Annotated in this window: 12 protein-coding genes and 1 pseudogene; 9 read left to right on the forward strand and 4 right to left on the reverse strand. The window is 40.7% G+C overall.

The window, feature by feature from the left end; translation table 11 throughout:
• The first annotated feature begins 113 nt into the window (after window positions 1-113).
• The 3 genes from AC1DYB_RS07945 (at window position 114) to AC1DYB_RS07955 (ending at window position 2,705) form a co-directional block, all read left to right on the forward strand.
• Entirely contained in the window at window positions 114-650 is a 537-nt protein-coding gene (locus tag AC1DYB_RS07945) for an OmpA family protein (RefSeq protein WP_477433843.1), read from the forward strand.
• A gap of 113 nt (window positions 651-763) precedes the next feature.
• A complete protein-coding gene (locus AC1DYB_RS07950) occupies window positions 764-2,404 on the forward strand; it encodes a hypothetical protein (protein ID WP_477433845.1) in 1,641 nt (546 codons plus the stop codon).
• A 58-nt stretch (window positions 2,405-2,462) separates the two neighbouring features.
• Entirely contained in the window at window positions 2,463-2,705 is a 243-nt protein-coding gene (locus AC1DYB_RS07955; protein WP_477433847.1) for a hypothetical protein, read from the forward strand.
• Between the two features lie 172 nt (window positions 2,706-2,877).
• On the opposite strand, the gene AC1DYB_RS07960 is transcribed toward AC1DYB_RS07955, so the two are convergent.
• A complete protein-coding gene (locus AC1DYB_RS07960; protein ID WP_477433849.1) occupies window positions 2,878-4,725 on the reverse strand; it encodes a chloride channel protein in 1,848 nt (615 codons plus the stop codon).
• A gap of 289 nt (window positions 4,726-5,014) precedes the next feature.
• Here AC1DYB_RS07960 and AC1DYB_RS07965 point away from each other — a divergent pair, with 289 nt between their 5' ends.
• On the forward strand, window positions 5,015-6,403 hold the full coding sequence (locus AC1DYB_RS07965) for a chloride channel protein (RefSeq protein WP_477433852.1): 1,389 nt from the start codon (window positions 5,015-5,017) through the stop codon (window positions 6,401-6,403).
• A 150-nt stretch (window positions 6,404-6,553) separates the two neighbouring features.
• Here AC1DYB_RS07965 and AC1DYB_RS07970 read toward each other — a convergent pair whose 3' ends face one another.
• Together AC1DYB_RS07970 and AC1DYB_RS07975 are read right to left on the reverse strand one after the other, a co-directional pair.
• Window positions 6,554-6,928, reverse strand: a complete 375-nt coding sequence (locus tag AC1DYB_RS07970) for a response regulator (protein WP_477433854.1) — start codon at window positions 6,926-6,928, stop codon at window positions 6,554-6,556.
• Window positions 6,929-6,994: 66 nt separating this feature from the next.
• Entirely contained in the window at window positions 6,995-8,680 is a 1,686-nt protein-coding gene (locus AC1DYB_RS07975; protein ID WP_477433856.1) for a tetratricopeptide repeat protein, read from the reverse strand.
• A 1,005-nt stretch (window positions 8,681-9,685) separates the two neighbouring features.
• Here AC1DYB_RS07975 and AC1DYB_RS07980 point away from each other — a divergent pair.
• Window positions 9,686-10,150, forward strand: a complete 465-nt coding sequence (locus AC1DYB_RS07980; RefSeq protein WP_477433858.1) for a DUF2147 domain-containing protein — start codon at window positions 9,686-9,688, stop codon at window positions 10,148-10,150.
• Window positions 10,151-10,192: 42 nt separating this feature from the next.
• Here the strand turns inward: AC1DYB_RS07980 and AC1DYB_RS07985 are convergent, their stop codons facing one another.
• Entirely contained in the window at window positions 10,193-10,756 is a 564-nt protein-coding gene (locus AC1DYB_RS07985) for a helix-turn-helix domain-containing protein (protein ID WP_477433860.1), read from the reverse strand.
• A 395-nt stretch (window positions 10,757-11,151) separates the two neighbouring features.
• Between AC1DYB_RS07985 and AC1DYB_RS07990 the strand changes: the two genes are divergently transcribed.
• The 4 genes and pseudogenes from AC1DYB_RS07990 (at window position 11,152) to AC1DYB_RS08005 (ending at window position 15,120) form a co-directional block, all read left to right on the forward strand.
• On the forward strand, window positions 11,152-11,517 hold the full coding sequence (locus AC1DYB_RS07990) for a cupin domain-containing protein (protein ID WP_477433862.1): 366 nt from the start codon (window positions 11,152-11,154) through the stop codon (window positions 11,515-11,517).
• 383 nt (window positions 11,518-11,900) lie between these two features.
• Window positions 11,901-12,058 (forward strand): annotated as a pseudogene (locus tag AC1DYB_RS07995) (class I fructose-bisphosphate aldolase); the annotation flags it as partial.
• A gap of 1 nt (window position 12,059) precedes the next feature.
• The gene (locus tag AC1DYB_RS08000) at window positions 12,060-12,698 is read left to right on the forward strand and encodes a class I fructose-bisphosphate aldolase (protein WP_477434218.1); all 639 of its coding nucleotides are present in this window, start codon (window positions 12,060-12,062) and stop codon (window positions 12,696-12,698) included.
• A 424-nt stretch (window positions 12,699-13,122) separates the two neighbouring features.
• The gene (locus AC1DYB_RS08005; protein ID WP_477433864.1) at window positions 13,123-15,120 is read left to right on the forward strand and encodes a copper-translocating P-type ATPase; all 1,998 of its coding nucleotides are present in this window, start codon (window positions 13,123-13,125) and stop codon (window positions 15,118-15,120) included.
• The last annotated feature ends 5 nt before the right edge of the window (window positions 15,121-15,125 follow it).

The raw sequence follows: 15,125 nt of genomic DNA on the forward strand, positions 1-15,125 counted from the left end.
GAGCTGATGGCTTCTTTGCCATCTGCCGCCGCTTTTTCCTGACCAAAGGTCAACGGAACGGGTATGTCCATTATTGTAAACTCAAATCTTCATTACCAAAAGAAATTTCACTCATGAAATCTATAAAGTCAGGCTTCTTGCCCATCCTTGTGTTATTCGCAATAATTGCGTTACCGGCATGTAAAGCCAAAAAATTAGTTCAGAAACCTATACCGCCAACGCAAACTACCAATACCGTTCCGGCTGTACAGCCTAAACCAAAGCCGGTTACGGAAACGAAGCCTCCGGTTCCACCTGTCAAAAAAGCTGATCTCAACATTGATGATGTTAAAATTCAATTTGACTTTAATTCCAGTGTTTTACGCACTGGTTCTTACGCCATTCTGGATCAGGCAGCATCGGCCATTAAGGCGAATCCCACCGTTACCTATCAGTTGAACGGCTATGCTTCGATAGAAGGAACAGAAGAACATAATATGATATTGTCAAAAGACCGGGCGAACGCCGTTAAAACCTATCTGGTTAACGCTGGGGTGAGTCCGGGTAATCTGGAAGTCAAAGGATTCGGTACGCGCAACCCGGTGGCGGATAATAATACAGAGATGGGAAGGGAGCTGAATCGTCGCGTCGAAATCAAAACAAGATATTAAAGGATGTTTTCGGCACGAACCCGCTATTCGGCAGGTCATCAAAAACAGCTGAATAGCAGGATTTCAACAGTTTATATCCGGGAGGATATTCGTAATACTTTAAAGCTAATGCTATGTTTGAATACTTGCAACAACTTATCAGGTCAACTTACTCAACAACACAACCCGGTAGTTTACCAGACCGGTGCATTCCTTCTTTCTTGAAAAAGTTTAGCATCCCGTCTGCTATAATGGCTATTTCCGTCGTTTGTTTTCCCGGGACCTCCTTCGCCCATGGCTTTAAATTTAAGCTGAAGAATATATCAAAAACCGATGTTGCCGTATTTTATAAGGTCAGTAAAAAATCAGGATCAGCTAAAATTAAAGCGCTAATGAATCTGAAACCCGGTGAGGAAAAATTGAAGGATATCAAGGTAGATAAGGAGGATACAGTGGCTTTCTATGGGCAGGATGCTGAAAACAATACTTCCGTGATGATCAAAAGGGACTATAACTCTCTGGAGAAAAACAAAGACGGGATTTGTTACGTGCCTATTATTGTCCCACAGAAAGAAAGCTCTAATTTCGAGTCGCTGGATGGCCTCAGCGTAAAACTGGAACATAACAAAGTCCTTAGTTTTCTGCTTAAGATGGATTCTACCTCTATGAGCAGCCTCTCGATGCTGGAAAATAACTTTCAGAATATTTACCCCCTGGGGACTTTTATTTTTGTGGATACCAAAACTAACCGGTTATTGCTCCCTCCCTTAGAGCCATCGTTCTGGAACAGTAATGAAACTTACCTGACGATCCAGGATAGTCTTTACGCTATGGTCAATGCGGAACACAGGGGCATGGCCAATGTACAGGTCGCTTATTTCGTTGCAAAAATGTTTGATTCATTACGAGTCAACAATACGGCTGAACTCGAATTCAAGGCCAGAGTTTCCCTGTTAAGATGGAAACCGACGCCAAGTGCAAATATATACCAGGTATTTAATGATAAAGCCGTGCAGGGCTTTCTGCAGAATTGCTATGCCCAGATCGATAATCCTGATGTGGAATACCAGCGGTACCGGCTTTATTTTCTTTCGTCCTATGAACGGATAGATGACCTGGAAATATTCGGCAAACAGTATTACAACTTTGGGAACGAAACAGACCTTTCGTTAGGAAATATCGCCCAGGTATTCAGTACCAGCCTTGGTGTAATGTATACCAAGAACAAGACATTGAGTAATTATTATTCTGTCCAGGGAGCGGTTTTACGTACCAAAGCCTACGATTTCACTTCACAATTGTTTAACGGTTTTAAATATAATGTCAAGAGTAAGATTATTGCCAGCACCTATGCCAACCAGAACAAGATCATTGCGGGCATCGTCGATGAATATAAAAGCCTGGTTGCATATAACCCGGATCCGGTACGGTTAAGTCTCCAGGCGATTGATCCAAAAGATACGAGCCCGTCGCTGGTGCCCATCCAAACAACGATCAGCAACCTGTCACCTTATACCTTACTACCGGCTGATACCACCAAACAGGCATCGGCAACAGCCAATAACTATAAAATCGATACCTATAACAACAAGGCCAAATTCTATAATTCACATTTAAAACAGATCAACGACCTATTTAAGCAACTTGATCAGACCAACAGCGATCTCGCCAAAATATCACAATCAAATCCGGACAAAGGATTCAGTAGTTCTGTAAATGCCTCCGGTCTTATAAAAGAAATTGAGGTTAATAGCCAGATTGTGCGTAAAGAATAGGCAGTTTTTCCTGCTACAATTAATTAATAAACAAATTCATCATTAAAAAACAATCATTATGAAAAACTTCAGTATCGTACTAGCTATAGCAGGACTGCTGCTAACGACAGTTCCTAATTTTTTTTACAGCAACACTGCAAATGCTGTTGACAGCGGAGGCTCTACAGAAATTGTCACCTATTCCGATGGTACATGGACCAATAAATTACCTGTCTTTTTTGGGGCGGCAATCATAGGAATTGCCATGGTGTTTTATGTAGCTTCCCGCCCGGTGGTAAAAAAGAATGCGGCTTTGTTGTAGATGAAGCCGAAATTGCGGATCGGTTAAGATATCGCCTCGCCGTAGCTGCATAAAAGAGAAACAAAGGGCAAGCGTTCTTCATGCCTGCCCTTTGTTATTAGTAACTTTCATCATGTCATGAATTTTGTTCATGATCTGTTGCCGATAAGCAACTGTCGGTATGGAGATGTTTTTAGTCTGAAAGCTCTTTTAGCAACTGTCTGTATTGATTTAACATGCTTCTTTTTGATATAAAACCAACGAGCTTCCGCTGATCAATTACAGGAAGGTTCCAGGTATTGGTTTCATCAAATTTTTTAATGATCTCCCGCGCATCATCATCAATATCAATAAGGGCAGGTGGAGGTATCATAACTTCCTCGACACTTAATTTATCATATAATTCCTTATTAAACATAATCGACCTGATATCATCAAGCATGATAATACCTTCCAGTACATGATCATCATCAGTAACGGCAATGAAATTTCGCTTTCCAACGCTGATCAGCTCAATTAAATCCTCAAAGGAAGCATCCATGCTGATTTCTTGTACATCTTTGTCTATAAGATCAGAAATTTGTAGTACAGAAAGCAGGTTTTGGTCGTGCTCCCTCGTAAATATTTTCCCATCTTCAGCCAGTTGTTTTAAATCCGGCGAAATGCCGGAGAAGCGTTTGGCAATCAGGAAAGATACTACTGAAACGATCATCAGAGGTATGAACAAATCATAACCTGTACTTGACTCGGCAATGAGGAAAATAGCCGTTAAAGGGGCATATAATACGCCACTCATCACACCGGCCATCCCAACAATTACCATATTGGTGGTAGGCACATTTTGTATACCCAGTTGCGTACAGACCAGGGCCATAAAATACCCCAAGGTTCCTCCTGCAAATAATGCAGGTGCAAAATTCCCCCCGTTGCCGCCACCATAAATCGTAATAGATGTGGCAAAGGCTTTTAACAGACATATAAGCCCTAAGAACAATAAAATAAACCACTGATGGAAAGTGAAATATTTAAAGAAACTAACCGAAACAATAGATGCTATTTGTCCTGTAGCCAATGTCTTAACGGTAGAATACCCCTCTCCAAATAAGGGTGGAAATATTACACATAAAAGGGAAAGCATGATTCCTGCAATCAATGCCTTTTGAAGACGGCCTCTTTTAGAATGCTTAAACTGGTGCTCAATCCATTGCGATATCACTACAAAGTATCGGGCATATAAACCACAGGCAATACCCAGCACAATATAAAAAGGGATATTTTTATAATTAAAAGAATCCCTTGATGTGAATTTAAATAAGGCCTCTTCATTGAGAATTATCCGGGATACCAGACTGCCGCAAACGGCAGCTACCACTAACGGTATAAAATCGGTAAATACTACACCGGTAAGCAATATCTCAAATGCGAACATCATGCCCGCGATGGGGGCGTTGAATGCGGAGGCAATCCCAGCTGTAGCTCCGGCGGCCAGTAACAGGGTACGGTCTTTATATTCTAAATTATATGTTCTGGCAAAGTTAGAACCAATGGCCGATCCGGTTACTGCGATAGGACTCTCCAAACCGGCAGAGCCACCCAGCCCAACTGTAATTGCACTTTGCACAATTTGCGAATACATTTTTACCGGCGATACCAGACTGGAATTTTGAGCGATTTCATATAATATGGCGGGAATCCCCTTGCGATCATTACCCCTGTATATGTACATAACCACCAGCGTGGTAAGGAAAATACCTAATAACGGAAATACGATGTAAAATACAACTTGCTGTTCAAATTGAAACTTTGAAGTTATAATATGGTGTATGTAATGAACCAGCATTTTTAAGATCACGCCTGCAAGACCGGCGGTACAACCGACAAGCGCTCCTGATAATATTAAAAATTGGCTACGTGAAAGAAAACCCCGTACCCATAGCAGGATGATCTCATAACTTTTAACCTTTTTAACACTATTGGCTCTAAAATCTCTTTGAAATTTTAAAAAACTATGAAAACGCCTTGACTTGTTGAAACTGCTCACTATATACCTCCTGTTGCAAGTTAGGCATAAAATTAAAATGTGATGTTCAAATAATCTAATACGGAATCATTTTAAGGATTGAACATCTTAACGAGAACCTGATGATTATAGATATGATAAGTTCATTGAATATAATTAAAGAACACTTTCTGTCCAGATTCGATTTTTCCCAATAAAATAGCTAACTTATGCATTTCCTGATTGATTAACCACCAGGTGTGCCCATTTCATTGTTATTTCCTGCCAGTGGAAGATCAATTTAAATCCAGCATAAAATCTAATAAGTATAATGCTAAAGATTCGGTCCCTTTTAAAACGTTTAGATCTAAGAACCAACCTCCTTCAGGCTTTGCCGTTTTGGATCGCATCTTTAATAACTGGCGTAATAGCCGTATTGTATACCAAGTTGTTTGAGCGGGTCGAAAAATGGGGCTTCCTGATCTTTCATGCACATGGCTTGCTATTATTCGTCATCAGCCCTGTCGGTTTTATCTTGGCTTGGTGGGTGGTTAAACGGTTTAATACATACGCCAGGGGAAGTGGCATTCCTCAGGTAATGGCCGCTATAGAATTGGCAACACCAAAAGAAAATCACCAAATAGATAAGTTGCTAAATATCAGAATGATGCTGGTTAAAATAGCATCCAGTTTACTGATGATTTTTGGAGGTGGTGCTATAGGCCGGGAAGGGCCAACCATTCAAATTGCAGGAACTGTTTTTCGGAAAATAAACCAATGGCTTCCGCCGTCATGGCCAAAGATATCTTATAAAAACATGCTATTGACAGGCGCGGCTGCCGGCTTGGCAGCGGCATTCAATACACCGTTGGGAGGAATTGTATTTGCCGTGGAAGAATTGGCCAAAACGCATATTAGTCAGTTCAAGACTGCTATTTTCACTGCCGTAATTATTGCCGGTTTAACAGCGCAGGCATTTTTGGGCCCCTATTTATATTTAGGATACCCTGATGTGAGTCATCTTTCCAACTATGTGTTTTTAGGGGTTGTGTTGGTGGCCGCTGTGGCTGGCTGGTCCGGAAGTTTGCTAAGCCTCCTGATCTTAAAAGTACTTATCTGGAAAGACCGTTTAACACATAAATATGCGGAGGTGCTTTATGTATTGCTCTGTGCGTTAATTCTGAGTACCGTTGCTTATTTTGTTAATGATGCTATTTTAGGTTCAGGAAAGGCAGAGATGGCCAAGCTATTGTTTACGACAAACAAAAGCGTTGATTGGCAAATTCCTGTGGTTAGGATGCTGGGGCCGTTATTATCCTTTACCACAGGAGCTTCAGGAGGGATATTTGCTCCATCTTTGGGAGCCGGAGCTACCATCGGATCCTATATCGCCGGATGGTTTGATCTTTCGGCATCCAATACTAATTTATTAATCCTCTCTGGTATGGTTGCTTTTTTAACAGGGGTAACCAGGTCGCCTTTTACCTCGGCAATTTTAGTACTGGAGATGACGGATCGCCATAGTGTCATCTTTTTCTTAATGCTGGCGGCAACTATAGCGAGTTTGGTATCTTCGATGGTTAGTAAGCACTCTTTATATGAACATTTGAAGGTTCAGTTTATTGTGAAACTTCACCAGGAAGATATGCTAAAGGAAAATGTAATTGCTAAAGATGATACCAAGTCTTTAATTACGAAATCTCAAAACTCAGTTGATTGAGCCTTTTTTAAATATGGCTTGCTCTCTTTTGAAGTTAAAAATCACCGCTTTTAAAAAGCGGTGATTTGTTCCTCAGTTTCGTTGTGCACCAGCTATCCCCAATGATAATAAATGGAAGGGCTGTTATAATTTGATCTTTTTTTAAACTATTTAACTGTCTATATTTTTCCTGACTTTAGATAAAATGTCATGGATATTGAAAGGTTTGCTAATGTAATCATCAGCATAATAGTCTTTCGCTATTGATTCAATATCAGGCTCCGCAGAAATCAAAATCACCGGTATATTTTTGGTATTGATATTCGTTTTTATCTTTAGGCAAATTTTTGCCCCGGCTTTTGCAACGCCATGCATCCGCAGATCGAGCAACACGAGGTCAGGTAAAATCTCGTGAAGCACATCGGCTTCTTTACCATCAAAAGAGGTTACAATCTGATACCCCTCTGCCGCGAGGATATAGGTTAACAGTTCCAGTATATCCGGGTCATCATCGATGATTAGTATTTTATGTTCATGAGCAGGCATGTTGATGGTTTTTAAGCAGCAGACCATTTATTTCGGACCTGCTGCAACAATAATTTGATTTGTTATCTATTTACTCTTATTATCAGAAGCCTCTTTTTGGGCTAAATAGGCCTTGGCCTGTTTGTTATCAGGATAGATTTCGCTCGCCTTTTTGAAGTTCTCTATGGCCTTATTGTCGTCTTTCTCCTTGTAGGCATAATAGGAACCTAAATAAGCATAAGCCTCTGCCAGGTTTTTCTTGGTCCTTTCATCGGTCGGTGCATTTACGGTCTCCAACGTGATGTATTGCTCATACAAAGGTTTAGCAAGTCCTGCGATATTATTTCGGTCCTTTTCTTCCAGGTCCTTGATTCTTGCCCGGTACAGCAGTACATCGCCCACGGGTTTTGTAATGGTTTTTTGCTGGATATAACTAAACGCAGAATCCGCTTTGGCCAGCAACGTAGAATCCGGCGTGGCAGCGCCTTTGTCACTGGAGGATTTATAATACTGGTCACTATAACCGTAGTAATAACTCATGCCTTCACGGAAATATTCGGTGAGTCTCACATGATGGCTGTGTTCGATGTACTTTTTATAAGCATCGCCTGCCGCTATATATTTCTTCTTCGCATATAATGAACCGGCAATATCGTTGTAAGCTTCGTCAAAGGTGCTATCCAATTCGACTGCTTTATTTAAATTTATTATGCCCAAAGAATCCTGGTTTGTTTTTAACTGTAGCCTGCCGAGGTATAAATAGTCCCGGGGAATTACGCGCTTGACATCAGCTTCTTTGATAAATTTCTGTAAAGCATCAAGGCCAGCCTGGTAATTTTTGTTTTCATACCCGGCATAACCCATGTAACGGTAGATACGCAGATTGGACTTGCTGGACTTCGCCAGGTCATTGGCCACCTGTTCCAACCCCTGATAATCACCGGCCTGTATGAGAAAATCAGCATAACGCATTTCGGATTCTGCTGAACGGTCCGTCAGGTCGAGATATTTTTTATAGTAATCGGCACCCTCTTTCACTTTTACCGATGCCACTTTGGGATCAGTAAGTGCCCATCTCAGATCTGTCTCTGCTAATTCGCGGTAGGCCGGACCATAATTCGGATTGATAACCAATGCGTCCTTAAATTTCTGTGTAGCATCTTCAAAATTATTGGCTTGTTTCCAAAGGGAGCCGATGACTACATTGGTTCTTGCTGATTTTGGATCGAGGACCTGAGCTTGTGAATAGTTCGCGTAGGCATTATTATTATCCAGTTTGGAGTGGTAAATTTCGCCCATTGTTAAAAAGTATTCGGGATCTTTTGCACCGGATTTAGCGGCTTTGGTTAGGGTATTCAGCGCCAGATCTGTTTTAGGCGTGGGGTTTAACAGGTACGCTTTGGCCATATAAATATAGGGCTTATCACTTTTGCCGGCTAAAGAGGTGGCCTTTTCAAAATTAGCTAACATGCCGATGTCGTCTTTGTCTAATTTCGCAACTATACCTAAACCAACATAATTCAATGCTGATTTTGGATCGGCGGTGATGCCCTTGCCAAAAACAACTTTTGCAGAATCAGGGTAGTCTTGCAATACATAAACCCAACCCAGGTAAAAATAATTCTCATCCTTAGCGGGCTCTTTCACGATCAATTGCTGTAATTGTTGCCTGGCTTTTTGATATTGCTCGGCGTCGATCGCTTGTTGTGCCTCATTGGTACTTTGTGCCAATACAGGCATAACCATAGTTAATAGGCCCAGAAGGCCTATCATATTTTTAAATTTCATAATCAATAATTTCATTAATAAATTTACCCCTTTTTGCTAAAAAACTAAAAGTTGAACAGGGAAGAGTTGATAATTGCCAATTTGGCACCTCCGATTTTTGAACGGATACTGATAAAACAATCCCGTATTTGGCGATTCGCTTTAAAGGTTATGCCTATACGGAAGATTTAGCAGCAAATACTGCTTCAATTCCTTAAAGAAATCGGTTAAACAATAATGAAAGAATAAATGATCAGATCCTGAAATTACAATAGGCGAGATAAGCGTGCTGAAGATTATAACATATAAAAATTCGGGGCGGTGTTATTTTGGATAGAATTCGAAGTAAGGAGATGCCGAAAAAAAACAGTAGCAGGCACACAGGTATTAAATGTAAGCTCCTCAATTGGTTATTTTCCAGTATGGATTTTTCTATTACCCTGAATGAATTATTTGTGCTCAGGTGCAAATGTGGTAATGAATTTTTATCTGCAAAATGGGAATCGGCTCTGGGGCAGGCAATCGCTGAGACATACCGTGGAATGATCAGTACATTGGTAATTGTACCTAACACATACACTAAAGAGAAGCATATGACAAAAGATTTAAAAAAAACATGTGATTTAAATTCTGCCATTAAAATCAAGTGTAACTAACATCCCGCTAAAAATAACCAGAATAATGCTTGCTGTCAACTAATTTTCATCTTTTTAATCAAAATGAAAACAGGAATCGCCTAAAATGTTATTATATAATACATTGAAATACAGGACATTGCAAATTTAACAATGAAGTCGTAATCTGTTTTTTAGAAATCTTTTTGCTTTTAAACAGCTTGAGTACCCTCTATTCAATTTTTCAAGTAAACAAGAAGCAGGACCTTCATTGTTAATTTTCTCATCAAATGTTTTTGAGAATTCCGATTGAAAAGACAATGTGGTTTTGTAAGCTGCGTTAAATAGTTATTGTTTTACCCCAACTATTGTTGGAGCATATATTATTAAAATAATTATGATCGTTTGCCTTTCAACTAAATCTTATGTTTTAACTATTATCATCTCGTTCTTCATGGCTATTGTTGCAAGTGCGCAAACGGTTCCGCCCAGGTCAAAAATTTGCGGAAAATGGGAATCTACAAATAACAGCCTGATCATTACCATTTCATTGGTAAAAAATGAGTACAAGGCAGTCATAGACTGGTTTAGTGATACCGAAGGTAAGCCGCTGGATTACTGGAAAGACAGGCACAACCCTGATCCTAAACTTCGTAATCGTAAAATCCATGGTCTTAGTATCCTTAGAAATTTAACTTATCACATAGATACCAAATCATGGGAGGATGGAATGATCTATGACTCCAAGCATGGTAAAGAATGGAACGCATCGGCTTACATTGATGAGCAGGGTCTTCTGCGGGTAAAGGGCTATTGGCATTTTAAATTTATCGGCCGTACCATGAAGTTCAGGCGGATCTAATTTTTTGACAAATTATTTCCACTGCATCTTACCAATTGTTGATTATCCAGGGTTCACAATTCCCTTACGTCTGTATACTTTTAACTTCTTAAAATGTGACGGTGTTAAGCCGGTTATCTTTTTAAACTGATTGGATAAATGCGCGACGCTGCTATAGTGCAGTTTGTAGGAAATCTCGGTAAGCGATAACTCATCATAAACCAGCAATTCTTTCACACGCTCTATTTTGTGCACGATGATATAGTGTTCTATGTTAACCCCTACTATTTCGGAAAATAAATTGGCTAAGTAGGTATAATTATGGTTAAGTTTTTCGCTGAGGTAATCAGAAAAATTAATTTTCTCCGGCTCATCGGCATAGTGAATCAGCTCAACAATTACTTTTTTGATTTTTTCGATCATAATACTTTTCCTATCATCCATTAACTCTAAACCATACTTCAAAAGTGCGACGTTAAGTTCTTCCAATTGGACCGGAGAAATATTTTCTAGGATCTCTATTTCACCTAATTCTACGATCACATAATGCAAAGAAAGCTTTTTCAGCTCTTGTTTGACGATCATCTTGCAACGGATACATACCATATTTCTAACGTAAAGTTTCATGATAGCTCCAGTTGATTAAAAAAGCGAAGTGATGTATTTAAAACGGGTTTCAGATTCTGCCCCAAGCGCGTGAGAACTATTAGCATATATCTTATTAAGAAAATAAGGAAAGCAAACAGCTTTTATTAATTAGCTATTTTGTATCACTCACTATAGTTCAAGCGGGAAACAGGGTAAATGTTTCGTTTTTAAAAGTTAATTCTTCGGGACAATACGACAAAGCATAGAAATTATTTCACAAGTGTGAATAATGTAACTTATTTATAAAGTTGTGTAACTCTCCCGCAAAACAGAACCTCACCTTTACAGGGCTTGCAAATATCCTTTTACTGTGAATTAAAATACCGATCTCCGGTAAAGCAAGATGCTTACAAATTCATTTAAGAAAGAGGATCATGAATCAAAAATATAACCAGGTTAAGCCAAATACTACTGAAATAGAAAAGGCAAAGTCACACATTATCGTTGAAATCATTGAATATGTGCCCAATGCCGTAGTTATAAAAACCATTATTAAAAAGTCGACCGGAAATATCAGCATCATGTCTTTTGACAGTGGGGAAGGATTGACGGAAAAAACGTCTCCTTTTGATACGTTCGCGCAGATCATTGAAGGAAAAGCGGAAATTGTTATCGATCAGGTTTCCAATCATCTTCAATCAGGTCAAGGCATCATCATTCCGGCGCACCTTTCCAGTTTCATCAAACCCAACGGCCGGTTCAAAATGATCCAAACCATTATTAAAAGCGGCTATGAATAATGTTAGGCCTAAATCATTTAATGAAATGACTGGCGTCTGTTTTTATCGAGACCAGAATGCCGGCTTATATAGTATGGAGTTTACCTTAAAATCAAGGCTACGCTATGAAAAAAGAATATCAAATAAATACACTATTTCTTGATGTTGGAGGCGTTTTACTTAGCGACGGATGGGATCGTAATTCACGTAAAGCCGGTGCCAAAACATTCAGTCTTGATCTTCATGACATGGAAGAGCGGCACCATCTCAATTTTGAAACTTATGAATTAGGTAAAATGAGCCTGGATGAATATCTGGAAAGCGTTATATTTTATAAAGATCAGAATTTTACCACGGATGAGTTCAAGACATTTATATACGAACAATCGCGATCTCAGCCGGAGATGCCGGGTCTTAACGAAAGCATTAACGGAGTTATACTATTTGATGAGACCATAAGGCAGCAAAAAAAAGACGGCACCTTTTTTATTAAAGTGCTTGTTGATGCGGGAATTATCACGGGATCAAGGTAGACATTGGTGCAAAGCAATTGGCGGAATTTAATGGCGAAAAAGTTACGGAAGGACTTGAAGGTTTGCGTAGCCGGTTGGCTGAATACAGCGAAATGGGGGGCCCGTTTTGCCAAGTGGCGGGCGGTAATAGCTTTAGGCGATGGCCTCCCCAGCCGGGGTTGCATGCAAGCAAATGCCCATTCATTAGCCCGCTATGCGGCGTTGTGCCAGGAAGCCGGGTTGGTACCTATTGTTGAGCCGGAAGTGCTGATGAATGGTAGACACACGATAGAAGAATGCCTGGCGGCAACCCAGGAAATGCTTCACATCGTATTTGACCAGCTTTACCAGCAAACTATTTTATTGGAAGGCATGCTGTTAAAGCCAAACATGATTTTACCAGGTATCGATTGCAGCCTTCAAAAAGATGCTCATATCGTAGCACAGGCGACGATAAAGTGCTTATTGATGTCAGTACCAGCCGCTGTGCCGGGAATTGCATTTTTATCGGGCGGGCAACCTGCTGAAAAGGCCTCCGCGGGCTTGGACGCGATTAATGGCAAATACAGACCAGCTTTGCCCTGGGCGCTTACCTTTTCTTTCGGCCGCGTTGCCACAACAGACTTTGGAACGGCAATAAGGCCAACACAAAGGCCGCCCAACAAGTGTTATATCATCGGGCTAATGTAACCGCGCGGCCTGTATGGGTAAATATAATAGCGGAGTGGAAAATGCACCGGGAGCATCACCAGCACAAATGAATGTCGGACTACAAAAAAAATGAAATATTAAAGCGATGATGAATCATAATAGAGAATACAATTTTGGAGGAATGTAAATGTATTGGTGGATCACCTTGCTGGTCCTTTTTTTGCCGGAGTAGTATGGTATAGCCGCTTCCGGAAAAGAAAATAATTGGTGATATTCAATAAAATATATTCTTAGAATAGTGTTGCTTGGTGTCACATGCAAACTGTTATGCAGAGACTGTGCGGAAATAAAATTGGGGCACAAATTGAATAGAGAAATGGGGCTTGGTTCAAATGCAACCTTTATTTACCTGCATTTGAAACAGAAAAAAATCGAAAAATAAAAACGTCAAAAACATTCAAAAATGGACCATCGTAAAATGCACAAAAACCATGACCAGCACAAGGGAATGTCGGAGCACGATCATCATGCAATGATGATTGCTGATTTTAAAAAGCGGTTTTATGTGGTATCGGCACTCACCGCTCCGATTATGCTCTTATCAACCATCATCCAGCATTTTATGGGTGTGAACTGGTCTTTCACCGGCTCTTCTTACATTTTGTTTGCCTTGTCTTCGGTGGTGTTTATTTATGGCGGATGGCCTTTCTTAGTAGGACTTGTTGATGAGGTAAAGACAAAAAATCCCGGAATGATGTTCCTGATCGGCTTTGCTATTACCGTGGCTTACTGCTATAGTACGGCTATTGTATTCGGTTTAAAAGGAATGGATTTCTTTTGGGAGTTGGATACCTTGATCCTAATCATGCTTTTAGGGCACTGGATAGAAATGCGGTCCGTAATGGGAGCCTCCAATGAACTGGAGTTATTGGTTCAGTTAATGCCGGCAGATGCGCATAAGGTGGTGAATAATGGGATACATGATGTTAAAACGGATACCTTAAAAGAAAAAGACATCATCCTAGTCAAGCCAGGGGAAAAGGTTGCTGCCGACGGGATTATCCTGGAAGGTGAAAGTTACCTCAATGAAAGCATGCTGACCGGGGAATCAAAACCGGTAAAAAAAATAAAGGGAGATAAAGTGATCGCCGGTTCCATTAACGGCAACGGATCTTTTAAAGTTACAGTATCCCATGGCGCGAAGGACTCTTACCTCTCGCAGGTAGTCAAACTGGTGGATGACGCGCAAAAGTCAAAATCTCAAACGCAGTTGCTGGCGGATACGGCAGCAAAATGGTTGACCATTATAGCCCTGGTAACAGGTATTTCAACGTTCCTGTTTTGGTTTTTAACCGGTCACCCTTTATCCTTTGCGATGGAAAGAATGGTTACGGTAATTGTGATCTGTTGTCCGCATGCCCTGGGGCTTGCTGTACCCTTAGTAGTAGCAAAATCAACAGCGTTGGCTGCAAAACATGGACTACTGATCAAAAACAGGAATGCATTTGAAGATTCGAGAAAGATCACGACGGTTGTGTTTGATAAAACGGGGACACTCACGGAAGGAAAATTTGAGGTTTCAAAAATAATTTCCCTCAACAAAGACCTAAAAGAAAATGAAATCATACGGGTGGCTGCGGCCCTGGAGCAAACTTCAGAACATCCTATCGCTACGGGCATACTGCAAAAGGCAAAGGAGTTGAAAATAGTTATTCCTCCTGCCGAAAACTTCAAAGCAATTACGGGCCAGGGAGTTCAGGCTACGGTTACTGGTAAAAAAGTTTTAGTCGTTAGTCCCGGCTATTTAAAAGCGCATAAGATGGATCTGCCAGACGGCTTTTCAGCGGATGATACGGAGACTGCTGTGTTTGTAATCATCGATAAAAAATTGGCCGGATATATGGCCCTGTCTGATAAGATAAGGCCCGAATCGGCGGAGGCAATCAAAACGCTGAAGGATGAAAATATCAAATCTATCCTGCTTACAGGCGATAACACTAAAGTGGCCGCAAGCGTAAGTAAAACTTTGGGGATGGATAGCTTTATCGCAGAAGTATTGCCAGATCAAAAGTTGAAGGAAATAAAAGCCTTGCAGCAAAAAGGAGAATTTGTAGCGATGACGGGTGACGGCGTAAATGATGCCCCGGCACTCGCGCAAGCCGATATTGGTATTGCTGTCGGTTCAGGGAGTGATATTGCGGCTGCCACTGCGGGAATCGTTTTGGTGAACAGCAACCCGAAGGATATTGTGAGTTTGATCTTGTTTGGTAAAGCGACTTATCGGAAAATGATCCAGAATTTGGTTTGGGCAACAGGTTATAATGTGATTGCCTTACCACTGGCGGCAGGAGTTTTATACAACCAGGGTATTGTATTAAGCCCTGCCATAGGGGCGGCATTAATGACGGTTAGTACCGTGGTGGTAGCAATTAATGCCAGCATGCTCAAAGTAAAAGAATGAGCCTG

It is taken from the genome of Mucilaginibacter sp. P2_A4, assembly GCF_056405015.1.

Excerpts from the sequence above, each read along its gene's own strand:
- AC1DYB_RS07945 (WP_477433843.1), top strand. The coding sequence starts at position 114 with ATGAAATCTATAAAGTCAGGCTTCTTGCCCATCCTTGTGTTATTCGCA.
- AC1DYB_RS07950 (WP_477433845.1), top strand. The coding sequence starts at position 764 with ATGTTTGAATACTTGCAACAACTTATCAGGTCAACTTACTCAACAACA.
- AC1DYB_RS07955 (WP_477433847.1), top strand. The coding sequence starts at position 2,463 with ATGAAAAACTTCAGTATCGTACTAGCTATAGCAGGACTGCTGCTAACG.
- AC1DYB_RS07965 (WP_477433852.1), top strand. The coding sequence starts at position 5,015 with ATGCTAAAGATTCGGTCCCTTTTAAAACGTTTAGATCTAAGAACCAAC.
- AC1DYB_RS07970 (WP_477433854.1), bottom strand. The coding sequence starts at position 6,928 with ATGCCTGCTCATGAACATAAAATACTAATCATCGATGATGACCCGGAT.
- AC1DYB_RS07975 (WP_477433856.1), bottom strand. The coding sequence starts at position 8,680 with ATGATAGGCCTTCTGGGCCTATTAACTATGGTTATGCCTGTATTGGCA.
- AC1DYB_RS07980 (WP_477433858.1), top strand. The coding sequence starts at position 9,686 with ATGATCGTTTGCCTTTCAACTAAATCTTATGTTTTAACTATTATCATC.
- AC1DYB_RS07985 (WP_477433860.1), bottom strand. The coding sequence starts at position 10,756 with ATGAAACTTTACGTTAGAAATATGGTATGTATCCGTTGCAAGATGATC.
- AC1DYB_RS07990 (WP_477433862.1), top strand. The coding sequence starts at position 11,152 with ATGAATCAAAAATATAACCAGGTTAAGCCAAATACTACTGAAATAGAA.
- AC1DYB_RS08000 (WP_477434218.1), top strand. The coding sequence starts at position 12,060 with ATGGCGAAAAAGTTACGGAAGGACTTGAAGGTTTGCGTAGCCGGTTGG.
- AC1DYB_RS08005 (WP_477433864.1), top strand. The coding sequence starts at position 13,123 with ATGGACCATCGTAAAATGCACAAAAACCATGACCAGCACAAGGGAATG.